The 22,804-nt window shown below is 66.9% G+C and carries 19 protein-coding genes, 1 tRNA gene and 1 riboswitch; of the genes, 7 read left to right on the forward strand and 13 right to left on the reverse strand.

The window, feature by feature from the left end; translation table 11 throughout:
- Positions 1 to 141 precede the first annotated feature (141 nt).
- The 3 genes from ACFQZZ_RS10365 to ACFQZZ_RS10375 all read right to left on the reverse strand — a co-directional run bounded on the left by ACFQZZ_RS10365 (position 142) and on the right by ACFQZZ_RS10375 (position 3,368).
- Complete coding sequence (locus ACFQZZ_RS10365) at positions 142 to 1,953, reverse strand: MDR family MFS transporter (RefSeq protein ID WP_378677384.1); 1,812 nt, start codon at positions 1,951 to 1,953, stop codon at positions 142 to 144.
- Complete coding sequence (locus ACFQZZ_RS10370) at positions 1,950 to 2,456, reverse strand: MarR family winged helix-turn-helix transcriptional regulator (protein WP_378677387.1); 507 nt, start codon at positions 2,454 to 2,456, stop codon at positions 1,950 to 1,952. The genes ACFQZZ_RS10365 and ACFQZZ_RS10370 overlap by 4 nt, the downstream gene beginning before the upstream one ends.
- 90 nt (positions 2,457 to 2,546) lie before the next feature.
- Complete coding sequence (locus ACFQZZ_RS10375; protein WP_378677390.1) at positions 2,547 to 3,368, reverse strand: crotonase/enoyl-CoA hydratase family protein; 822 nt, start codon at positions 3,366 to 3,368, stop codon at positions 2,547 to 2,549.
- Between the two features lie 256 nt (positions 3,369 to 3,624).
- On the opposite strand from ACFQZZ_RS10375, the gene ACFQZZ_RS10380 reads away from it, so the two are divergent.
- A complete protein-coding gene (locus ACFQZZ_RS10380; RefSeq protein ID WP_378677393.1) occupies positions 3,625 to 4,098 on the forward strand; it encodes a YbaK/EbsC family protein in 474 nt (157 codons plus the stop codon).
- Positions 4,099 to 4,209: 111 nt separating this feature from the next.
- On the forward strand, positions 4,210 to 4,761 hold the full coding sequence (locus ACFQZZ_RS10385) for a flavin reductase family protein (protein ID WP_378677396.1): 552 nt from the start codon (positions 4,210 to 4,212) through the stop codon (positions 4,759 to 4,761).
- Between the two features lie 9 nt (positions 4,762 to 4,770).
- Here ACFQZZ_RS10385 and ACFQZZ_RS10390 read toward each other — a convergent pair whose 3' ends face one another.
- Both ACFQZZ_RS10390 and ACFQZZ_RS10395 read right to left on the reverse strand, forming a co-directional pair.
- Positions 4,771 to 5,139, reverse strand: coding sequence for a Uma2 family endonuclease (locus ACFQZZ_RS10390; RefSeq protein ID WP_378677398.1), 369 nt, complete (start codon positions 5,137 to 5,139; stop codon positions 4,771 to 4,773).
- 317 nt (positions 5,140 to 5,456) lie between these two features.
- Positions 5,457 to 6,779 (reverse strand): aminotransferase class V-fold PLP-dependent enzyme, encoded by a 1,323-nt coding sequence (locus tag ACFQZZ_RS10395; RefSeq protein WP_378677401.1) that lies wholly within the window; start codon positions 6,777 to 6,779, stop codon positions 5,457 to 5,459.
- 46 nt (positions 6,780 to 6,825) lie between these two features.
- A riboswitch (SAM riboswitch) is annotated at positions 6,826 to 6,939 on the reverse strand.
- Between the two features lie 139 nt (positions 6,940 to 7,078).
- Between ACFQZZ_RS10395 and ACFQZZ_RS10400 the strand changes: the two genes are divergently transcribed.
- The 3 genes from ACFQZZ_RS10400 (at position 7,079) to ACFQZZ_RS10410 (ending at position 13,360) form a co-directional block, all read left to right on the forward strand.
- The gene (locus tag ACFQZZ_RS10400; protein WP_378677404.1) at positions 7,079 to 7,732 is read left to right on the forward strand and encodes a LysE family translocator; all 654 of its coding nucleotides are present in this window, start codon (positions 7,079 to 7,081) and stop codon (positions 7,730 to 7,732) included.
- A gap of 259 nt (positions 7,733 to 7,991) precedes the next feature.
- Positions 7,992 to 12,008 carry a Pls/PosA family non-ribosomal peptide synthetase gene (locus ACFQZZ_RS10405; protein WP_378678359.1) on the forward strand — a complete coding sequence of 1,339 codons (4,017 nt, stop codon included), beginning with the start codon at positions 7,992 to 7,994 and terminating at the stop codon, positions 12,006 to 12,008.
- Complete coding sequence (locus tag ACFQZZ_RS10410; RefSeq protein WP_378677407.1) at positions 12,008 to 13,360, forward strand: M1 family metallopeptidase; 1,353 nt, start codon at positions 12,008 to 12,010, stop codon at positions 13,358 to 13,360. The genes ACFQZZ_RS10405 and ACFQZZ_RS10410 overlap by 1 nt, the downstream gene beginning before the upstream one ends.
- 7 nt (positions 13,361 to 13,367) lie before the next feature.
- Here the strand turns inward: ACFQZZ_RS10410 and ACFQZZ_RS10415 are convergent, their stop codons facing one another.
- The 3 genes from ACFQZZ_RS10415 to ACFQZZ_RS10425 form a co-directional block, all read right to left on the reverse strand.
- Complete coding sequence (locus ACFQZZ_RS10415; RefSeq protein ID WP_378677408.1) at positions 13,368 to 13,556, reverse strand: hypothetical protein; 189 nt, start codon at positions 13,554 to 13,556, stop codon at positions 13,368 to 13,370.
- Positions 13,557 to 13,617: 61 nt separating this feature from the next.
- Positions 13,618 to 14,079 (reverse strand): DUF2752 domain-containing protein, encoded by a 462-nt coding sequence (locus ACFQZZ_RS10420; protein ID WP_378677411.1) that lies wholly within the window; start codon positions 14,077 to 14,079, stop codon positions 13,618 to 13,620.
- Between the two features lie 55 nt (positions 14,080 to 14,134).
- Entirely contained in the window at positions 14,135 to 14,512 is a 378-nt protein-coding gene (locus ACFQZZ_RS10425) for a glyoxalase superfamily protein (protein ID WP_378677413.1), read from the reverse strand.
- Between the two features lie 100 nt (positions 14,513 to 14,612).
- Here ACFQZZ_RS10425 and ACFQZZ_RS10430 point away from each other — a divergent pair, with 100 nt between their 5' ends.
- Together ACFQZZ_RS10430 and ACFQZZ_RS10435 are read left to right on the forward strand one after the other, a co-directional pair.
- Positions 14,613 to 14,882 (forward strand): hypothetical protein, encoded by a 270-nt coding sequence (locus ACFQZZ_RS10430; protein WP_378677416.1) that lies wholly within the window; start codon positions 14,613 to 14,615, stop codon positions 14,880 to 14,882.
- A gap of 266 nt (positions 14,883 to 15,148) precedes the next feature.
- Positions 15,149 to 16,201 carry an alpha/beta fold hydrolase gene (locus tag ACFQZZ_RS10435; protein ID WP_378677418.1) on the forward strand — a complete coding sequence of 351 codons (1,053 nt, stop codon included), beginning with the start codon at positions 15,149 to 15,151 and terminating at the stop codon, positions 16,199 to 16,201.
- A gap of 103 nt (positions 16,202 to 16,304) precedes the next feature.
- On the opposite strand, the gene ACFQZZ_RS10440 is transcribed toward ACFQZZ_RS10435, so the two are convergent.
- The 5 genes from ACFQZZ_RS10440 to topA form a co-directional block, all read right to left on the reverse strand.
- The gene (locus tag ACFQZZ_RS10440) at positions 16,305 to 16,739 is read right to left on the reverse strand and encodes a hypothetical protein (RefSeq protein ID WP_378677420.1); all 435 of its coding nucleotides are present in this window, start codon (positions 16,737 to 16,739) and stop codon (positions 16,305 to 16,307) included.
- Between the two features lie 819 nt (positions 16,740 to 17,558).
- A tRNA-Thr gene (locus ACFQZZ_RS10445) sits at positions 17,559 to 17,634 on the reverse strand.
- A gap of 98 nt (positions 17,635 to 17,732) precedes the next feature.
- Positions 17,733 to 18,971, reverse strand: a complete 1,239-nt coding sequence (locus ACFQZZ_RS10450) for a DNA polymerase III subunit delta' (protein WP_378678362.1) — start codon at positions 18,969 to 18,971, stop codon at positions 17,733 to 17,735.
- Positions 18,972 to 19,129: 158 nt separating this feature from the next.
- Positions 19,130 to 19,633 (reverse strand): DinB family protein, encoded by a 504-nt coding sequence (locus tag ACFQZZ_RS10455; RefSeq protein ID WP_378677423.1) that lies wholly within the window; start codon positions 19,631 to 19,633, stop codon positions 19,130 to 19,132.
- A gap of 91 nt (positions 19,634 to 19,724) precedes the next feature.
- The gene (gene topA / locus ACFQZZ_RS10460) at positions 19,725 to 22,544 is read right to left on the reverse strand and encodes a type I DNA topoisomerase (protein ID WP_378678365.1); all 2,820 of its coding nucleotides are present in this window, start codon (positions 22,542 to 22,544) and stop codon (positions 19,725 to 19,727) included.
- Positions 22,545 to 22,804: the final 260 nt, after the last annotated feature.

A 22,804-nucleotide genomic window follows, 5' to 3' on the forward strand; every position in this document is an offset into this window, starting at 1 on the left:
ACACACGGGGTGCGCAGACACAACAAGGGGTGCCCGGTCCATCAGGTGACACCGTGCGCCGCCGCTCCAGATGACCACGCGCGGTCGCCGCACCAGGAACCGGCAACGACCGGAACCGAGCAGCGAGCCGATCGAACAGGCTCACGCCGAACCGTGGCTTGCCGAGGACTTCGGTCCGACCCCGTTCGTCGAACTGGCCACGGCATCCATCGCATCCTCAGGTGGATTCAATGTCTCGCCACCCGCGAGCGGTAACCCCGTGCGTTCCACGACATCGGAGCCTGCGCCATCGGCCGATTCCGCATCACCTTTGGCCGCCTGGATTCCGCTCATCATCCGGAGCGGCACTTCCTTCCAGAACAACACCAGGATCAGCGCGAGCAACGCCACACCGGTGGCCGTCAGGAACACCGTCGACATCGATTCGGCGAATCCGACCTTGAACGGGCGCGCCAGATCCGGGTTCAGCTGCTGGATGATCGAGCTGTCTTTCAGTACGTCACCTGCCGCCGAGGTGTCCTGCGCGAGCAGGCCCTTCGCGAGTGCGGCATCGGCCGGGTTGTTGCTCCGCGCGCCCTCGACGACCGCGTGCTGGAAGGTCGGATCGGTGGCCGCGGACTTCATCTCGGTGGAGATGTTCGGAGTCAGCTGAGCGAACAGAATCGAAAGGAACACCGCGACGCCCAGCGTGCCGCCGATCTGCCGGAAGAAGGTGGCAGCAGCGGTGGACACGCCCATGTCTTTGGGCGGCAACGCATTCTGCACCGCAAGGGTCAGCGGCTGCATCAGGTTGCCGAGGCCGAATCCGGTGCACGCCATGAAAATCATGACGAGCCACAGCGGGCTGTCGGCGTCCAGGAAGTGCAGCAGGAACAGTCCGAGCGTCAGCATGGACGCGCCGATCAGCGGGAACGCCCGGTAGCGGCCGGTACGCGAAATCAGCTGTCCGGAAACGACAGAGCCGGTCATCAGGCCGAGCACCATCGGCAGCATCTGCAGACCGGCCAGCGTCGGGCTGGCGCCGCGCACCACCTGCAAGTATTGCGGCAGCAGCGAAATTCCGCCGAACATCGCGGCGCCGACAACGAACGAGATGATCACGCCGAGCGCGAAGGTGCGGTTGGAGAACATCCGGAGCGGGATCAGCGCTTTGTCCTTCAAGCCCTTCTCCACAAGCACGAACCCGATGATGCCGAGCACGCCGATCACATAACAGAGCACGGATCTCGCACTGCCCCAACCCCATTCGCGACCCTGTTCGGCGACGATGAGCAGCGGAACCAGCCCGACCGCGAGCACGAAGGCGCCCCACCAGTCGACCTTGTCCGTTGACTGCGGCCGCTTCGGCAGCTTCAGCACCTTGGACACGACGCCGAGCGCGATCAGGCCGACCGGCACGTTGACCAGGAAGACCCATCGCCAGCCGCTGACACCGAGGATGGTGTCCTGACCGGCGAGCACACCGCCGAGCACCGGGCCGACCACGCTCGAGGTGCCGAACACCGCGAGGAAGTAGCCCTGGTACTTGGCCCGATCCCGCGGACCGACGATGTCACCGAGGATGGTCAGCGCCAGCGACATCAACCCGCCCGCACCGAGTCCCTGGAAGGCACGGAACGCCGCCAACTGGTACATCGATTGCGCCAGCGTGCACAGCAGCGAGCCGACCACGAAGATCGTGATCGCCGCCATGAAGAACGGTTTGCGCCCGAACATGTCGGACAACTTGCCGTACAGCGGCGTCGCCAGCGTCGCGGTGATCAGGTACGCGGTGGTCGCCCACGCCTGCATCGAGTAGCCGTCGAGATCGTCTGCGATGGTGCGGATCGCGGTGGAGACAATCGTCTGGTCCAACGCCGCGAGCAGCATGCCGAGCATCAGACCGCTGAGAATGGTCAGGATCTGCCGGTGGGTGAAACCCGTGGACTCCTCCACGGTTGCCGGTGCTGTCACGAATCGTTCTCCGTCCCCAAGTGATACAGGTCCTGGCTGGTGCGGATGGCCGCGAGCATGCTGGGCTTGGCGTGCTCGAAATCGTCGACGAACTGCCGTAGCAGCCCGGCGAATGCGGCCCGGTCCTCCGGTGTCCAGGCGGACATCACCCGGGTCAGGTTCTCGTGCCTGCGCCTGCGGATCTGCTCGGCGACCGCACGACCGTGCTCGGTGACGACCAGCACGGTGGCACGGCCGTCGGACCGGTCGGCCTGTCGCTCGATCAGCTTCCGCTCGACCAGCTGCGCGACCTGTCGACTGACCGTCGATGCGTCCGAATGCACCGCCTCGGCGAGTGCGCCCGAGCGCATGGGTCCGTCGCAGAGCAGCCGGAACAGGATCGCGAACGCCGCGGTCTCCACGCCGTCCTTGGTCCGCAACTGCGCCGCGACCCGATCACGGATCCGCTGCAGCCGGGTGAGCTGGATCGCGATCGTGTCGACCGACTGTTCGTCCGCGTCCACTCGGCCCTACCTTTACTTGCATCAATCAATTAGTTGTGTGATGCAAGTATGTAGACAAGCCGACGGCCAGGGCAACCGTTTTACCGGCCTTTACCGGCCCTTGAACTCCGGTGCTCGCTTCTCGAACACCGCCTGGATGGCCTCGGTCAGGTCCTCCGAGGGCAGGAACGCGGAATTCCACGCGGACACGTAACGCAGCCCGGCGGCCACCTCGTCCTTGGTCCGCTGCTCGAGCACGTCCTTCGCGCCCTGCACCACCAGCGGCGGATTCGCGGCGATCTCGCGGGCCGTCGCGTGCGCCGCGTCGAGTACCGCGTCCTGGTCGGCGAACACGTCGTTGACCAGGCCGATCTTCTCGGCGCGCGCGGCGTCGATGTCCTTGCCGGTGTAGGCGAGTTCGCGCAGGTGCCCCTCGCCGATAATGCCGGGCAGCCGGTGCAGCGAACCGATATCGGCGACGATCGCCACCTTCGCCTCGCGCAGGCTGAACTTCGCGTCCGCGCTCGCGTAGCGAATATCGGCGGCGGCGATCAGATCGAGTCCACCACCGATGCACCAGCCGGAGACGGCGGCGATGACCGGCTTGCGGCAGTCCGCCACCGCCGTCACGGAGGCCTGCATCCGGCGCACCTCGTTGAGGAAATCGGTGCGCGGCGCGGCCAGCGCCTTTTCGGCCATCAGCGGACCGAACGTCCCCGCCATCGCGGGCAGGTCGAGCCCGTAGGAGAAATGCTTGCCGGAACCGGTGAGCACGACCGCGCGCACCTCGGGGTCCGCGTCGAGGCCACGGAAGATCTCCGGCAGCTCACGCCAGAAATCCGGACCCATCGCATTGCCCTTGCCTGGACCGATCAGGGTCACCTGCGCGACGTGGTCCTTGGTTTCGACGGTGAAAGCCTGCCAATCAGTCATTTGTACAGCGTATCCAGCCGAGCGGAGACCGAGACTCCGGATCCCGGAAAATGGCTCCGCACCAGGTAGCGCCAAGCGGCAGAAGCGCATCCAACAAAGTCGCCAACATCGCCACCACCGCACCCACTCGGCACGATGATGCCTTTACGAGCGAAGCGAGATCGAGCACTAGAGTTCGCAGCGCCGCCAGGCGCTGCCAAACAAACACAGGATCACTCGCCCGGCGTACCGCCCGCAATCGCTCTACTCTTGTTTCATGCGCAGGTCCCTCCCACCGGTCGCATGCCGGGTCGCGGACACGTTGATCGCGCGCGGCCATCACGGTGTCATCGTCACGCAGCCCGCGCCCACACCCACCGCCGCCGATGCCGCGCGGGCACTCGGCGTCGATGTGGGTGCGATCACCAAGTCACTGGTGTTCCTGCTCGACGAGGATCCGGTGCTGCTGCTCGTCTCCGGCGCACATCAGGTTGATCTGCGGCACACCGGCGAACGGCTGGAGGGGACGCTCACCCGCGCCCCCGCCGCGATGGTGCGGGAGGTCACCGGCCAGCCGATCGGCGGTGTCGCGCCGGTCGGCCACCCGACCAACCTGCCGACCTGGGTCGACACCGCGCTCTCCGAGCACCGCGAGGTGTGGGCCGCGGGCGGTCATCCGAACACGATATTCCGCACGTCTTTTCGCGAACTGGTGCGCATTACCGCCGGACTTCCGATCGACGTGGATTGAATCTCGGCCGGTTCCGATTACTCCACGGGAGCAGCGGAGAAGCCGATGCGAACATCAATCGAACAACGACGCGAGCTCCCATAACCCGCGAACCGGGCGTAGTTTCGTCATGTGACCGATGCACAACGGCCCGCCACCGATTTCCACATCCCTGATGATCTGAGCGGCATCACCGCCGAGCAATACCGCGCCTCCATGCGCCACTACCCCGCGGGCGTCACCGTCGTCACGCTCTGTTCCGCCAAGGGCCCGGTCGGTTTCACCGCGACCTCCTTCGCGGCGCTGTCGCTGGAACCCCCACTGGTCTCCTTCAACATCGCGCACACCTCGTCGAGCATCGCGGCCCTGCTGGAAGCCGACTCAGTGGTCATCCACTTCCTCGGCGAACACCAGCAACACCTGGCCCAGCGCTTCGCGCGCACCGCCGAGGAACGCTTCACCGACCGCTCCCTGTGGACAACTTTGGACACCGGCGAGCCGGTGCTGCACGGCACCCCCATCTGGGTGCGCGCCACCATCCAACAACTCATCCCCATCGGCGACCACACCCTCGTCGTAGGCCTGGTCACCCGAGTCCACGACAACACCGATGAAAAACCCGCCGCCGCTCCCCTGCTCTATTACAACGGCCGCTACCACCGCCCGAGCGCTCTCGGCGAATGAGCCCGACAGTTACGCGCCATCCAATGAGGTGAAGAAGATCTCGACCGGGAAGGGCTCGGTCAATCGCAGGACGTCCTGGTGCGTCTCCGCGAGTCGATAGCTCTGGCTGGCCCAGTCGAGGCGGTACTCCTGGATGATCTCGACCCGCCGTTCGGCATCCAGATGCACAACCAGATAGATCGGTATCCCGTCGTGCGCGTACTCGGCCCGCTTATCGACCGTATCGGTGTATTCGGACCCCGGCGATACAACTTCGGCGACCAGCAACACATCCGCGGTCGTCAGCTTTCGTTCGTCGCCGATGCACCGATGCAGGGCAACGTCGGGACGACGGAACGAGAACCCCGGACTCCCTGGACGGCTTTGTACATAGTGCATTTTCGAAGTCGGTCACCACACCGGTGCACGGCTGCGCCGGCCGCGCCTGCTCCAAGCTGTTCGCCAACCGGCGGGCAACGTTGTTGTGTTGAAAGCTGCCACTACGGCAGAGGATGACATGACCGTCGACGACCTCGATCTGCCGCTGCACATCCTCGGGCAATACGTCGTAGCCCTCCTCGGTGATGAGCAGAGCACCCCGGATCGGTGGCCCATGCGGGCAAGATGGTCATGGGCTCGATGCTATGGAGCGAAGTGCCTGCGTGAGCACCTTCGGTCCCAACGCAGGCGATCGCGGACAACCGAACAAAGGCGAGTCAGCCGATGAGGCAGGGGGCGGCGCCGTCGGTGGAGTCGGTGCTGGTGAAGGGGCGGGTTTCCGGGGTGGGGTTCCAGAGTCCGTCGATGGTGGCGTAGTTCCAGGTGGCGCCGGATTCGACGAGGGTGGCGACAGCGTCGACGAGGCGGTCGACGTCTGCGGAGCTGGTGCCGAGCCCGATGCTGGCGCGCAGCGCGCCGTCGAGGCCGAGACGGGCGAGCAGCGGGTGGGCGCAGAAGCGGCCGTCGCGGACCCCGATGCCGTGTTCGGCCGACAGGTAGGCGGCGACGTGGCCGGGGACGAAACCGTCGAGGGTGAAGGCGACGATGCCGACGGTGTCGGGGCTGTCGTCCCAGATGCGGAGAAGATCGACGCCGGGAATGGCGGAGAGTCCCGCGCGCAGGCGCTCGGCGAGCGCGCGCTCGTGGGTGGCGAGTGTTTCGGGATCGATCGCACAGAGCGCGTCACAGGCGGCGGCGAGCGCTGCCGCGCCGAGGACATTCGGGGAGCCCGCTTCGTGGCGCTGCGGCGCGGGGGCCCAGTCGGCGCCGGTGGTGGTGACCTCGCGGACCGCACCGCCGCCTGCCAGATACGGGTCGGCGGCATCCAGCCAATCGCGGCGGCCGACAAGCACACCCGCTCCGAACGGCGCGTACAGCTTGTGGCCGGAGAACGCCAGATAGTCGATGCCCGTGTCGCGCAGGCTGATTCGCCGGTGCGGCGCCAGCTGCGCCGCGTCGACAAGAATGCGAGCGCCGCACTGGTGGGCGATGGTGGCCAGCCGCTCCAGCGGCAGTACCTCGCCGGTGACATTGGAGGCGCCGGTGACGGCGAGCAGCGCGGCAGGCTTGCTGCACAGTTCGGCGACGAGCAGCCGGATGGTCTCGGCCACGGTGTCCGCGGCTCGCACGACGCGGCGACCGTGCCTGGTCCATGCCAGGAAATTCGCGTGGTGCTCGATATCGAGCACTACGGTGTCGCCCGGCACGCAGGCCGCGAGCAGGTTCAGCGAATCGGTGGTGTTGCGGGTGAACACCACCACCTGGTCATCGTCGGCATCGAGGAACCGCGTCACCGAACCGCGGGCGGCCTCGTAGCACTCGGTGGAGATCCGCGAGGCGTAGCCGGCACCGCGGTGCACGCTCGCGTAGTACGGCAGCAACTGCTGTACCCGGTCGGCGACCTGCGCCAAGGCCGGTGCGCTCGCGGCGTAGTCGAAGTTGGCGTAGGTGGTCGTTCCGCCCTGAACGAGCGGCACCCGCAGGTCGTCGCCGGAAACCCGGGCGAGGGCGGCACAGCTCTGATCCACAACAGCAGTCATCACGAAATCCCGTCGGCTATGGGACCCGGAACCAAGGGGTTATTCGAGTCCGCGCTTGCCGCGCCCGGTCGGGCGGCGGCCAGGTCGTCACCTGGAGCACCCCACCGCGGAGGAGGGTTGCCGACCAGCTAGCCAGGGCTTGATGCTGGTACTCATGACCTGCACCGAGATTGACAGACCCCACATGCCGCTGTCAACCGGTATCGCGAACGCCACCGGAGGAGCCGAGGCTAGTCGCGCACGATCTGCGCACGTCAAACCCAGTTGCGCGATGTCGTGATGTGCGGTCCCATCGGTAGGTGACGCTTTCCCTGCTGCTCAGTTTCATCGGCGTGTGCGTACTGCTGTCGATCACACCGGGCCCCGATTCGTTCCTGGTGCTGCGCTTCTCGATCGTGGACGCGCGACCGGGGATCGCCGCGGCGATCGGATCGGCGCTGGGCGGCATCGTGTGGGCCGTTGTCGTCGCGGCGGGCGTCGCCGCCTTGCTGGAGCAGTCGGCGACGGCCTATCGCGCGCTCAAGATCGTCGGTGGAATCTACCTGGTGTACTTGGGAGTTCGGGCGCTGATCGACCACCGGCGGCAACGCCGTGCGGCCGGTGCGATCGCCGACCCCACCGAAGCGGTTACCGCGCAGGCGAATTCCGGCGCTCCCGCCTCGATTCGCTCGGCGTTCGCCGCGGGTGTGGTGTCGTGCATGTTCAACCCGAAGGTCGGCCTGTTCTACCTCGCGGTGCTGCCCCAATTCCTCACCGAGGTCACCTTTGCCAACACCCTCGCCCTCGGCGCGGTCGAGTCGAGCATCGCCGCTGTGGAGATGGTGCTGCTCGCTATCGCCGCCTCCCGCGCGGTGGCGATGCTGCGCAAGCCGAAGGTCCGCGATCGCCTCGAACAGGCGAGCGCGGCCATTCTCGCGGCCCTCGGCGTCGGCACCGCCGCGTCCGCCGCGTAGCCGGTGCGGCCGAACGGAGTCTGTCGACCACTCGACGGCGCACCGCCGCCGCGCACCTTCGCCGTGTGCCGATCAGGCAGGCTGGGCCGCCCGCGCGGCCGCCCAGCAGACCGACCACCCGGTCTGTTGAGCGGCGGGAGCCCAGTACCGCAGGTACCGTGGACTGTTGATCACCCTGGCGTTTGCCAATTGGTAACCCTTTTGTGAAACAACACTCGTGAAGCGCTAGGCAGGTCTATGAGAGGTGGGGCAGGACGTGATGCTGCAGCCGCAGGTCGACGCCGCGGTGGGCGCGGACACGGACACCGGGCAACCGGCACCGGGCCCCCTACTGCGCGCCGTACTCGCTCCGCAGGTCAGGACCCTGGTCGACATCCTGACCAGCACCACCCTTGCCCACCCCGACTCGGCCGCCATCGACGACGGCAAAGTCGTCCTCAGCTACACCGAGCTGCGGGGCGAGATCGCGGCCGGAGTGGCTCGGCTGATCGCGGCGGGCGTGCGGCCCGGCGACCGCGTCGGCGTACGGATGCCGTCCGGCACCCATGAGCTCTACGTCACAATCCTCGCCATCCTGCACGCGGGCGCCGCCTACGTGCCGGTCGATGCCGACGACCCCGACGAACGAGCCCGACTGGTCTTCGGCGATGCGAAGGTCACCGCGATCGTGACCTTATCGGGGGTCAAGACGACGCCGGAGGGAGCCGAACGGATCGCGGCGGGAGCCGACTCGACCGACCCGGACTCGGCCGATGACTCGCCTCTACGCCCCGACCCGAGCGACGATGCCTGGATCATCTTCACCTCCGGTTCCACCGGAACCCCGAAAGGTGTTGCGGTAACCCACCGCAACGCCGCCGCGTTCGTCGACGCCGAGGCGCGATTGTTCCTGCGGGACGCCCCGATCGGGCCGGGCGACCGGGTACTGGCCGGGCTCTCGGTCGCGTTCGACGCCTCCTGCGAGGAAATGTGGCTGGCCTGGCGCAATGGCGCCTGCCTCGTGCCCGCGCCGCGCGCCCTTGTTCGTACCGGCGCCGACCTCGGTCCCTGGCTGGTGCGCAGGGAGATCAGCATCGTCTCCACAGTGCCGACACTGGCCGCGACCTGGCCCGCCGAGGCGCTCGACCCGGTCCGGCTGCTGATCTTCGGCGGCGAAGCGGTACCACCGGAACTCGCCGAACGCCTTGCCGGAAACGAAGATTCGGACCGTGAGGTGTGGAACACCTACGGCCCCACCGAGGCAACGGTGGTCGCCTGCGCGGCGCTGCTGGACGGGAGCTTTCCGGTTCGGATCGGCCTCCCGCTGGACGGCTGGGACCTCACCGTCGTCGACGCGGCCGGAAATCCGGTGGACGAGGGCGAATCCGGCGAGCTGGTGATCGGCGGCGTCGGGTTGGCCCGCTACCTCGATCCGGCGAAGGACGCCGAAAAATACGCCCCACTCGAGTCGGTGGGCTGGGACCGGGCTTATCGCAGTGGCGACCTGGTCCGCAATGACAGCGAGGGCCTTGTCTTCCTCGGCCGCGCGGACGATCAGATCAAACTGGGTGGCCGCCGCATCGAACTCGGCGAGATCGATAACGCCCTGCAGCACCTGCCCGGCGTGACCGGCGCCGCCGCCGCGATCCGAACCACCAAGGCGGGCAACAAAATACTGGTCGGCTACCTGACCGGCACCGCGTCCGACTTCGACCTCTCCGCAGCCAGAGCCGCACTCGCAGAACAACTCCCCGCGCCACTGGTGCCACGGCTCGCTGTCGTGCCCGAACTGCCCACCCGTACCTCAGGCAAGGTCGACCGCGACGCCCTGCCATGGCCACTGCCGAACGACACCGACACCCCGGACCACAATCTCACCGACACCGAGCAATGGGTGGCGGGACTGTGGGATTCGATCCTCGGCGCCGAGGTCACCAGTCCCGATACCGATTTCTTCGACGTGGGCGGCGGCTCGCTCGCGGCCGCACAGCTGGTCACCGCGCTGCGCGCACGGTACCCGCGCATAGCGGTCGCCGACCTCTACGACCATCCCCGTCTCGGCGCGCTGGCCGAATTACTGGACGAGACCGCGCCGTCGGCCGCCACCGAAGCGCGCATCGTGCGCCCGACTCCGCTCCGCGCCCAATTGATCCAGGTGCTCGCGACCATTCCGCTGTCCACCCTCACCGGCATGCAGTGGCTCACGTGGCTGGCGATCGTCGGAAATATCGCGGGCTGGTCCGGCTCGCTGCCCTGGCTGCCGCATCTGTCTTGGTGGTGGACCCTGGCCGCGTTCCTGCTCTTCATCTCCCCACCCGGCCGAATGGTCATCTGCGCGACCGGGGCCCGAGTGCTGCTGCGCGGGGTGTCGCCCGGCAACTACCCGCGCGGCGGATCGGTGCACCTGCGACTGTGGGCTGCGGTCCGACTCTCGGAGGCCAGCGGCGCCGAAAGCCTCTCCGGCGCACCATGGATGGTGCCCTTCGCGCGCGCACTCGGCGCGAAGATCGGCAACGGCGTCGACCTGCACACCCTGCCCCCGGTGACCGGCATGCTCGAACTCGGCAACGGCTGCAGCGTGGAACCCGAGGTCGACCTTTCCGGGTACTGGATCGACGGCGACGTGGTGCACATCGGACCGATCGTCATCGGCCCCGGCGCGGTAGTCGGCGCGCGGTCGATCCTGTTGCCCGGCAGCAAGATCGGCAAGAATGCGGAGATCGCGCCGGGCTCCGCGGTATCGGGCAAGGTCAAGGCCGAGCAGGAGTGGGCGGGCTCGCCCGCGACGAAGGTCGGCAAGGCCCGGCATCGTTGGCCCGACCACACTCCCGCACGGGCTGCGCACTGGATCGCGATCTTCGGCGTGACCTCGATGGCGCTGGCGTCCATGCCCATTCTCGGACTGGCCGCGGGCGGCGCGTTCATCGCGTGGTTCATCCGCGACGCCCGCACCCTGGCCGGCGCGCTCGGCCGCGGCTTCGCGATCCTGCCCGTCGCCACACTGCTTAGCCTCACCGTGTACGCGGTGGCGACGCTGCTCGCGGTGCGGCTGCTCAGCATCGGGCTCGTCGAGGGCCATCACCCGGTGCGCAGCCGCGTCGGCTGGCAGGCCTGGGCCACCGAGCGACTGCTGGATTCGGCGCGCAACTTCCTGTTCCCGCTCTATGCCAGCCTGCTCACCCCGGTATGGCTGCGCCTGCTCGGCGCAAAGGTCGGCAAGAGCGTCGAAGCGTCCACGGTGCTGCTGCTGCCGAAATTCACGACTGTCGCCGACGGCGCGTTCCTCGCCGACGACACCATGATCGCCAGCTACGAGCTCGGCGGCGGCTGGCTGCGCATCGGTGATGCGAAGATCGGCAAACGCGCGTTCCTCGGCAACTCCGGGATGACCGCGCCCGGGCGGAAGGTGCCGAAGAACGGTCTGGTCGCAGTGCTTTCCGCCGCACCGTCCAAGTCCAAGGCCGGCTCCTCCTGGCTTGGCAGCCCGCCCGTCCGACTGCGGCGCGCCTCCGAGACCGGCGACGTCGAGCGCACCTTCCATCCGCCGCTGCGGCTCAAGCTGGCCCGCGGCATCGTCGAAACCTGCAGGCTCTTCCCGGTGCTGGTGACCTTCGCCATCGGCCTCGGCGTGCTGTTCACCCTGGCCTGGACCGCACAATCGATCGGCTACCTGGCCGCCGCTTTGCTGAGCGGACTGGTGCTGATGGCCGCCGGCGCGGTCGCAGGCGCGAGCGCGATCACCGCAAAGTGGTTGCTGGTCGGTCGAATTCGCGCCGAGGAACATCCGCTGTGGAGTTCGTTCGTGTGGCGCAATGAGGTTTCCGACACGTTCGTCGAAACCGTTGCCGCACCGTGGTTCGCGCGCGCCGCGACGGGCACGCCGGTGCTCAATCTCTGGCTGCGAGGACTCGGTGCGCGGATCGGTCGCGGGGTATGGTGCGAGTCCTACTGGCTACCGGAGGCGGACCTGGTGACTCTCGGCGACGGCGCGACCGTGGAACGAGGCTGCGTGGTGCAGACCCATCTCTTCCACGATCGAATCATGGCCATGGACACCGTCACCCTCGGCGCGGGCGCCACCCTCGGGCCGCACTGCGTCGCACTGCCCGCCGCGGGCATCGGCGACGGCGCGACCATCGGCCCTGCCTCGCTGGTCATGCGTGGTGACACCGTACCGCCGTCCACGCGCTGGTGGGGCAATCCGATCGCGCCGTGGTCCACCGCTAGCGACTACCTGCAGGTCGCTCGAAAGGATCAGCGGGTACCTAGACCGAGCGAGGCCGGAGCAGTCAACTGATGCCGGGCAAGTTCTACGAAGAGCCCATCGACGAATACCTGCCGCAGAACGGAAACCGTGGCTACCGGGTATCGCGGTACGAACTCGGCCTCGTCTACAAGGTCACCAGCAACCGGCTGGCAGGCCGCGCCGAGATCACGGCGGTGACCACGGCGATCCGGCCTCGGTTCGCGCTGGATCTCTCCCAATCGCTTACTGTCTCCAAGGTATTCGTCAACGGCGCGAAGGCAGCCAAGTACGTGCATCAGCACGGCAAGCTGGTCGTCACGCCACCGCAGAACATTCCAGCGGGTGGCGTGCTCTCGCTGGTCATCCAGTACGGCGGGATTCCGAAACCGGTGCGCGGCCCATGGGGCGAGGTCGGCTGGGAGGAACTGACCGAGGGTGCGCTGGTAGCCAACCAGCCCAACGGCGCCGCATCCTGGTTCCCCTGCGACGACCACCCGAGTTCCAAAGCGAGCTACCGGATTTCGATAACCACCGACACTCCGTACTACGCGATCGCCAACGGCACCCTGGTGCGCAAACAGATCAAGGCCAGTCAGACCACGTGGGTGTACGAACAGCCGGAGCCGATGTCGAGCTATCTGGCCACCATCCAGATCGGCCCATACCAGAAGCATCGGATCGGTTCCGCGCATAATGCGGTGCCGATGCAGGCCATCGTCCCGGCCCGGCTGCGCGCCGATTTCGAGCACGACTTCGGCCGCCAGCCGCAGATGATGGACCTCTTCACCGAACGCTTCGGCCCGTACCCCTTCGAGGGATACACGGTGGTGGTCACCGACGACGAGTTGGAAATCCCCATCGAGGCCCAGGGCATTTCGATCTTCGGCGCCAACCACTGCGACGGCCGTCGCGGCGCCGAACGCCTCGTCGCACACGAGCTCGCGCACCAGTGGTTCGGCAACAGTCTCACCATCCAGCAGTGGCGCGACATCTGGCTGCACGAGGGTTTCGCCTGCTACGCCGAGTGGATCTGGTCCGAGGCCGCGGGCGGGCCCACCGCCGACCAGTTGGCTCGCGCCGCCCGGCACAACCTGTCCCGGCTGCCACAGGACATCACCGTCGGCGACCCCGGCCCACAGCGCATGTTCGACGACCGGGTCTACAAGCGTGGTGCGCTCACCCTGCACACACTGCGCCTGGAACTCGGCGACCTGTCGTTCTTCGATCTGATCCGGGAATGGACCACCCGCTACCGGCACGCCTCGGTCACCACCGAGGAATTCACCGACCTGGCAGGCCATTACAGCCTCGTTCCGCTGCGCCCGCTGTGGGACGCTTGGCTGCTCAGCGAACCGCTGCCGCAGCTACCGCCGCCCTACAACGGTTTGTCGACCGGAGCCTGACGCGAGCTCAGAAGACGAGATAGCGGGTGGCCAGTTCCTCGATGAGCGGGTCGTCGTCGGCGACGCTGTTCAAGGCCTCGAGGTCCGCCTCCACCGAGATCAGTCGTGGATCGTCCTGCTCCGAGTCCCGGGCGCCATCCTCGGCGAGCTGGCGCAGCAGCTTCGCGCGAACGCGGTCCTTCAATGTGTCGGTCATAGTCGAAGCCTGCCCGGTTCTCCTCGGAAGATTCACGTATGCCGCGCCGAGTGCCCACCAACTAGACGGGCGTCAGCCAGCTTCCCCACGGGGTATTGCGCAGCACCGAATAGACCGCGAACAGGGCGAACACCACCCACATCGTGCTGCGACCGATCTGCGGCAAGCGCATCCGCTGACCACGCCAGGCGCGCACCGCCCAATCGCTCACCAACCAGACGAAGCCGAGCACCAACGGCACGGCGAGCACATTGCTGTGCAGCGAGTCGATGAGGTGGCCGTCGGTCAGGTTGTGCATCGCGCGCAGTCCGCCGCATCCCGGGCAGTAGTACCCCGTGAGTCCGTAGACCGGGCATATCCCGTAGGAACCCTCGTTGTGCGGATCTCGGAAGTGCAGTAGCACCGCGGCACCGATACCAACGCCCGCCACCAGCAGCGGCACGCCGAGAGCGCGCCACCCCGAGCGATTCACACCTTCCGGCCCCGGGTGCGCCGCCGGATCGGCTACGTGCGTGGTCTCCACAAGCAACAACGGTAACCGTGCCGCACCTGCCGCCGCCACCTACGGAAATCGAGCCTCAGTCGGGCTGCGCGAACCGCAAGGTATTGCCCGACGGGTCGACCAGTTCGAAGCCCGGCCCGCCGGGGCCGTCTTCCGGGCAGCCGGGCTTGGCGTAGCGGTACTCCTTGGCTGCCAGCTCCGCGTGCAGCGCGTTGATGTCGTCCACGGCGATCCACACGACAGATCCGGGGGTACCGTCCCCGTGATGCTCGCTGAGGTGGATCTTCGCCGTCGTTCGCGAGAGTTGCGCGTAGAGCGGGAAGTCCGCGCCGAACCGGTGTTCCCAGTCGACCGCGAATCCCAGGTAGTCGCAATAGAACTCGTACGCCTTGGCGGTATCGAACATGCGAAGTACCGGAATCGGTGCCGCAAATCCGATCGCATCGGAAGCCATGACCGCGATCATTGCACCGCGGTACGACATGGTCGACGAGATTTGCGGTTCATGATCAAAAACTTACGACGTTTTCCCAGCTAGAGTACAATTTCTCGACGTGGATGCCGCTGGTGTTACCCGGCTCGACGGATTCGGGGTCAGTGCGTCTCGCAAGCTCGAATTCGGGCATGTGGGCCACTGGCATGTTCCACCGGACAGCGATTCCCCAGGCTCCGTCGCGGTGGAGATAGATCCCGGCGACGGTTCCTCCCTCGTGGTCTTCGTCCGCGCCCCCAACCGCCGCGACATCCCCGGCGATTTCCATCCCGACGATCAGGTCTGCCTGGTCATGCCGGAGGACATCGCCGCTCTCTACTCCACCAGCTGACCGGCGATATCGCACTCGCCGACGCGGGGCCGCCCTGCCGGATAACAGCGATTCCCGCACCCTCGATACCCATAAGTGACGATCAGCGTCGTTCGGCGGCACCGGAAGAACTCGCTCGTGCGCGATGTTTCTTCCAGAAGCACCGTTCGCCCGTCCGATTGTCGGGTATCCACGTGAATGAGCCAGGTTTTCCGGAAACGAGCGCTTGCACTAGCAAGCACCTTGCTTGCACGGTACTGTGTCGCCAGACACAAAGGAGTGCTCTAATGCTGGTGAAGTCGATGAAGACGCTGGCGGAGGCGCGCAATGGCGCCCTCACCGCCGCCTATCGTGCAGGGTTGCGATCACGCACTTTCCGGACCGCATCGTTGAACACACCCACCGTTGCGCACGAGGTCATCCCCGTCACCACCCTCGACGGCGCCCGCCTCCGGGTGCACAGCTACGGCCCCGCCGATGGCCAGACGATCGTGCTGATCCACGGCTGGAGTTGCAGCATCGAGTACTGGAACCCACAGATCAACGCCTTCGCCGATCGGTACCGCGTGGTCTGCTACGACCAGCGCGGCCACGGCGAAAGCCAGCTCGGCACCATCGGGCCCGGCGCGGAAACGCTCGCCGACGATCTCTCCGCGGTCCTCGACGCCACCCTGCGTCCCGGCGAGCGCGCGGTGCTCGCCGGGCACAGCATGGGCGGAATGACGTTGCAGGCGTGGGCAGCTCGCTATCCCGAGCAGGTACGGCGGCGCGCCTCCGCGGTCGTGCTGGTGAACACCACCTCGGGCAACGTCAGGTACGACACCGACCTGCTCCCGCTACTGACCAGGCCGTTGACGCTCTCGAACAAGCCGGTCACGGTATTCGGTTCCCAGGTGCGCATACCCGCCCTCGTCGCCGAAACCGTACTGACCACACCGGTTCCGCTGCCCGGCGGCTGGCCGGTCGCCGCGGTCTTCAAGTCCCGTGTGATGTCCAAGGACTCGACCCCCGACGAGGTGAACTTCTCCCTCGGCATCGTGCGCTCCTGCCGCCCGCTCACCCGCGGCAGGCACGCCGCGGCACTGGCCGACCTCCAACTCGGAGACGCCGCAAAGCATCTCACCGTCCCCACCACCGTGATCGCGGGCAGCAACGACCTTCTGCTCCCCGAGCGCATGTCCCGCCCGATCGTCGAAACCCTGTCCCGCACCGGCCATCTCGCCGACTACCACGTCTGGCCCACCGGCCACCTCGGCAATATCGAAGCCGCCGACCGCTTCAACGCGGTACTCCAGCAGGTCGTTCTCGGCGCCAGCCTCGGCACTGCTGCAGCAGGCTGACACATCGTTCTCCTGGACCGGTCAACGGCGCCCGGTCCAGGAGCAACACCCACGCCGCCGTTGGTCGGTCCGCAGCAACGCCGGAACCGCCATCAGCCCTCGATCAGGGCAGCACCTGCGGCACCGCCTCCGGCGTGATCGCGCCGACGAGCAGGCCGACGACCGCACCGATCACAGCGCCGTTGATCGCTCCCACGATCCCGCACGGCACCGCCATGACGATGAAGCCGGGCAGGCACGCGGCCGCGGCGAGCACACCCGAACCCGCCGCGCCCGCGGCGGCGCCCGCGGCCGCGCCGTTGGCCAGTGGATCGGAGTTGGTCGCCTCCGGGTTCGTCGCGATCTCCTCGAGCGGAACGCCCGAGGTGGCTGCAATGATTTGCACCGGCTCGGCGACCTGCTGCACGACCGGTGCGGGCGCCTGCACCGGAGCCGCCTGCGCGGGGGCGGCGACCCCGACGAACGCGACGGCGGCCGCCAACGGCAGCACACCCGCGATCAGCTTGCGACCTGCGTTCTTGAAGATTCCACGGACCATGATCATTCCCATCTCTCTCCGATTTCCGATATTCATCGAATGTCATTGCAGTACATGACCGCTCCCCTCATCGAGCGAGGTAGAGCAAGATAGCGCGCCCATACCGTTGGACGAGTTCCGAAGCCAGGCGGGCGAGCTGATCGCACTTTCCGGCGGGCCGAGTCCGGTTCCGGATCCTCGGGCCGGAGGGTCGCCGAGGCGGCTCAGAGCACGAATTCATGGCCGTATCCCGTCATCCCCGGACACCTTGGCCACGTGCGCGAACGGCACCCCCAATGCAAGATCACCGCCGGTGGATACGACAGCGCTGGCATTCACCGACGCGATCAGATTCATCCCGCCGGAGCTGACCCCCCTGGCTCAGCGAGGGTCGCGCTGTCGACAACGGTGACAGCACCAGCGACGGCCACCATCACCGCGGTGATTCCGGCCAAGATATATGTGAATGCCTGCGGTTCATCACGCTCCAGTCGAACGTCATCGAAACGGAACTTTCACAAACGAACTCGAACGCCGATCGTCGTCGCGGATCATGGGTTCGGCGTGTGGATCAGCACACTATCGGTCGGCACGCCGCAGCGCTGGTAACCGTACCGCAACAGCGAGCGCTTTCAACGAGTCGACAAGTCTCGGCGGCGTCGTCCCGGGAACGGTGACGGTTCGCGCGGGTACTCGATTCTCTTTTCGCATCGAACCGTGCGGTCAGCAGTCCTGGCTGATCAGCGGCGAAGTCGATCGACTGTGTTGGGACTCGGTTGAGAGTTTCAGCCAACTCGGCACGAGTTCGGGCAGGCCAAAAGTGGCATCTACCTGGGAAAATGGAGCCGCCTGGGGGAATCGAACCCCCGACCTTTTCATTACGAGTGAAGCGCTCTACCGACTGAGCTAAGGCGGCGTGCCTTTCGGCGTCGCGAGTCTATCGCCTTGGTGGCCGGATCGCGAAAACGGGTGGTCATCGTCGTTGCCACGAGGGGACCCGCTGACCGAACATCGTCACGCGGATTGGGCGGACATGAGGGTTGCGACCATGGCGGCGAGGGCGAAGCGGGGTTTGACGTTGAGGTCGAGGGCCTCGCGGCAGGCGAGGACGGCTTCGATCGAGCGGAGCAGGCCCTCGGGGCGGACTCGATCGGCCAGATCGTGGATCTGGTCGGAGATGTCGGGGTGGGTGAGGGCGACACCGGAACCGCTGCGCGCGGCGCCGAAGCGGACCGCGAGCGCGTCCCGGTACACGCCGGCGACGTCGATCAGGGCGCGATCGAGTGCGTCACGGCCGGTTCGGGTGGCGCGGGATTTCTGCCTACGCTCCAGGTCCTTCAATACTCCGGCCGACCCGCGGGTCGCGCCCGCCGCGCCCTTGCCGGTGCCGCCCGCACCGAGGGCGGTCGCCAGTTCGTCCCGTTCGCGTTCGTCCCGAGCCGCGCTCATTTGTTTGGCCTCGTCGTCGGCGGACTTGACCAACTCGTCGGCCGCCGCATACGCAGCGCCGGGCCGCGCCACCGCCGACACCAATGCCAACGCGCGCTGACGACGCCCCCGCGCCTCCTCGTCGGTAGCAAGTCGCCGTGCCCGACCGACGTGCCCGCCGCTGATCGAGGCCGCCCAGGTGGCAGTCTTCTCGTCGAGTTCGTCCCGGTCCCGCAGTACCTGCGCGATGGCCGGCACCGACGGCGTCACCAGATGCACATGCCTGCACCGCGACCGCAGTGTCACCGAGATGTCCTCGGGATCCACCGATGGCGCGCAGAGCAGGAAGACGGTGCGGTCCGGCGGCTCTTCGACCACCTTCAGCAGCACATTGCCCGCCGCCTCGGTCAGCCGGTCGGCGTCTTCGATGAGCACCACCTGCCAGCGGCCGGTGCTCGGCCGCCGCGACGCGATCTGCACGATCGCGCGCATTTCCTTGGTGCTGATACTCAGCCCCTCGGGAATCACCCGGCGCACATCACCGTGTGTCCCCACCATCGTCGTCGTACACGCGTGGCAACGACCGCACCCGGGCGTGCCCTCGTCGGTGCATTGCAACGCGGCGGCAAAGCACAGCGCCGCAACAGATCTACCCGATCCAGGCGGTCCGGTGAACAGCCAGGAGTGCGTCATAGCGCCGGAGATACTGCCCCCACGCGCATCGATCGCGGCAGCAGTCAGCTCGGACTCGACCACATCCTGGCCGACCAGCCGATCGAAGACACCCGCCACGCCGTACACCCTAGCCGCCGCCACCGACACCATGATCCCGGCTCGGCTCACCGATGTGATGCCCCGTAGTCATGCACCTCCCGCACGGTCGATTCTGCCTACGACCGCTGACTGGCACTCGGAGTTGCGCACCCCTGCGGCATGCCACCGATACACAGAGTCGGCCCTGCCGCCCATGAGTTCGGCTGGATTCAGGCCCGCTGGTATGTGGTGTTCGCGCCGTCGAGGGCCTCGCGGATGATATCGGCATGCCCACTGTGATGGGTGATCTCACGCAGGATGTGCAGCACCGTGAAACGCACCGTCCACCAGACCCGCTCAGGCGTCCACGGGGCGGTCGGGGTGGGGATGGAGGTGTCCAGGCTCGCTTCGGCGCGGATCAGGTTCGCGGTCGCCGCTGCCACCGCTTCCCACTCGGCGAGCAAGCCCGCCACCGTTTCATCGGGGCCCATGGCATATTCACCGTCGAACTTCGAGATGTCCAGCTCCGCCGTCTCGTCCCGTTCCTCGATAACCGTGGCCCAGTGCCGTTCGCAGCTGACCAGGTGGTGCAGCAGACCGCCCAGGGTCAGCTCGCTTGCCGTGGTGCGCTGCCTGGCCTGTTCATCGTCGATGCCACGCAGGGTGATCTGGAACAGCTCGCGCTGAGCGGCCAGCGCGGCGATGAGATCCGCACGTTCCTGTTCGGTTGCCATCGGGGTCCTTTCGCGGTCGATAAGCGATTCGGACCGAGGCTACGACACATCCCCGCCGCCGGCGCCCGAATGATCGGGCGCCGGGACGCACTCAGGACTTCTCGGCAGCGGTTTTCTTCGCGGCGGTTTTCTTCGCCACTGACTTCGTGGCCGTGGCCTTCTTGGCCGCGGTAGTCTTCTTCGCCGCCGCCTTCTTGGCAGGCGCCTTCTTGGCCGCGGCCTTCTTCTTCACCGGTCCGCGCGCTCGACGATCAGCAAGCAGCTCCGAGGCCCGCTCGTCGGTGATCGACTCGACCTCATCGCCCTTGCGCAAGCTGGCATTGGTCTCACCGTCGGTGACGTACGGGCCGAACCGCCCGTCCTTGATCACCATCGGCTTACCTGTGGCCGCGTCATTGCCGAGCTCGCGCAGCGACGCCGCGCTGGCGGCCTGCCTGCCGCGCCGCTTGGGCTCGGCGTAGATCTTCAGCGCCTCCTCCAGCGACACGGTGAACAACTGATCCTCATTCGCGAGCGAACGAGAGTCCGTGCCCTTCTTCAGATATGGGCCGTAACGCCCGTTCTGCGCGGTGATTTCTTCATTGTTGGCGGGGTCGACACCGACAACGCGCGGCAGCGACAACAACTTCAACGCGTCATCGAGGGTGATCGAGGCCAGATCCATTGTCTTGAACAACGATCCGGTCCGCGGCTTCGGCGCCACCGCCTTCTTCGCGGTCTTCTTGGCGGGCGGCGGCGTCTCCTCGGCGGGCGGCTCCGGCAGCACCTCGGTGACGTACGGGCCGAAACGTCCTTCCTTGGCGACGATTTCGTTCCCGGTTACCGGATCGATGCCGAGCGAGCGTCCCTCCTGCGGGGTGGAGAACAGCTTCTCGGCGACCTCGGGGGTCAGTTCGTCCGGCGGCAGATCGTCGGGCAGGTTGGCCCGCTGCGAGATCGAATCACCTTCGGGGTCATCAGGATTCGTGACCATCCGCTCCAGGTACGGCCCGTACCGGCCGACCCGGACAACGACATCGCGACCGTCCTCGTCGACAAAGAGCTTGATCGAGTTGACCTCGCGGGCGTCGATCTCCTCGAGCCGCTCGCCGACCATCTTCTTCAGTCCGCCGGACCGCGCAACCGAACCCTCGACGCCGTGATCGCCGCCGAAATAGAAGCCGGACAACCAGTTTCCGCGTTGCTCACGCCCACCGGCGATAGCATCGAGGTCGTCCTCCATACCGGCGGTGAAGTCGAAGTCGACCAGCCTGCCGAAGTACGCCTCCAGCAGCCCGATCACCGCGAACGCCACCCACGACGGCACCAGCGCGCTACCGCGCTTATAGACATAGCCGCGGTCCAGAATCGTCTTGATGATCGACGAATAGGTCGACGGACGTCCGATGCCGAGCTCTTCGAGCGTCTTGATCAGCGACGCCTCGGTGTATCGGGCAGGCGGATTGGTGCTGTGCCCATCGGGATTCAGCTCCACCGCGGTGACGCTCTGCCCCTCGTCGAGGGCGGGCAGCCTGGATTCGGCGTCGTCGGACTGACCGCCCGCCTCCTCGTCAACACTCTCGACGTAGGCCTTCAGGAAACCGGGGAAGGTGATGGTGCGACCCGAGGCCGAGAACACGCATTCCTCGCCGGTACCCGCGACGCCGGTGATCCGCAGGGTGAGCGTGGTGCCCCTGGCGTCGGCCATCTGCGAGGCGACGGTGCGCTGCCAGATCAGCTCGTAGAGCCGGAACTCGTCGTTGTCCAGCCGCGCGTGCAGCTGGCCGGGGGTCAGGAAGGTATCGCCGGACGGGCGGATCGCCTCGTGTGCCTCCTGCGCGTTCTTCACCTTGCGGGTGTACTGCCGTGGCGTCGGGTGGACGTACTCCGCGCCGTACAGCTGGGTCGCCTGCGATCTGGCCGCGGCGATCGCCGACTCCGACAACGTGGTCGAGTCGGTACGCATGTAGGTGATGTAGCCGTTTTCATACAACCGCTGCGCGACCCGCATGGTCCGATCGGAGGTGAACCGCAACTTGCGGCCCGCCTCTTGCTGCAGCGTGGACGTCATGAACGGCGGATACGGCTTACGGGTGTACGGCTTGGCCTCCGCCGAGGAAACCACCAGGTCGGCGCCGTCGAGCGCCGCGGCGAGCCGACGCGCGCGCGCCTCGTCGAGTACCACGACCCCGTTGCCCTTGAGCTGCCCGTCCGGACCGAAATCCCGGCCGGTGGCGACTCGGGCCCCCGCGACGTTGACCAACCGCGCCCCGAAAGTCCGCGGGTTGGCGGCATCGCCGTTCTCCCCGCCAGCGTCGAGCTTCGCCGCGATATCCCAATACTCTGCGGAGCGGAATGCCATTCGCTCACGTTCGCGCTGCACGACCACCCTGGTCGCGACCGACTGCACCCGGCCCGCCGACAATCGCGGCATGACCTTCTTCCACAGCACCGGGCTGACCTCGTAGCCGTACAACCGGTCGAGGATGCGGCGCGTCTCCTGCGCATCGACCAGGTCGTTGTCGAGTTCCCTGGTGTCGGCCGCGGCGGCCAGAATGGCGGGCTCGGTGATTTCGTGGAACACCATGCGCCGGACCGGGACCTTCGGCTTGAGGGTCTCCAGCAGGTGCCAGGCGATGGCCTCGCCCTCACGGTCGGGGTCGGTGGCCAGATAGAGCTCGTCGGCGTCCTGCAACAGGCTCTTGAGCTCGGATACCTTGGCCTTCTTATCCGGGCTCACCACATAAATCGGTTCGAAGTCGTTGTCGACATCGACGCCGAGGCGCGCCCAGGACTGGCCTTTGTACTTGGCCGGGACGTCCGCCGCACCGCGAGGGAGGTCCCGGATATGACCGACCGAGGCCTCGACCGTGTAATTGCGGCCCAAATAGGGCGCAATCTTGCGGGCCTTGGTCGGGGACTCGACGATCACGAGACGACGCAGGGGACGGCCCTGGTCGGCTGCACCGCGGTCTCGTGTTGCCACCGGCGAATACACCTTTCCTGTCGACCCGCGCGACGCTGTTCATGCACTGCGCGGCTGGGGCAAGCGGCGGCGACAGCTCTTGATGGCGCCACCAGACACGTTTATACCTTGACGCTGTGTGTGGTCGAGTGCTTGCGACCCGAACCACAGAGCGTACGCGCGTCATTGCCGATCAGTATGCCCTGTCTTTTTGCGGCACCTACGGC

The sequence above is a fragment of the Nocardia sp. GCM10030253 genome, from assembly GCF_042675075.1.
Taxonomy (GTDB): Bacteria; Actinomycetota; Actinomycetes; order Mycobacteriales; family Mycobacteriaceae; genus Nocardia.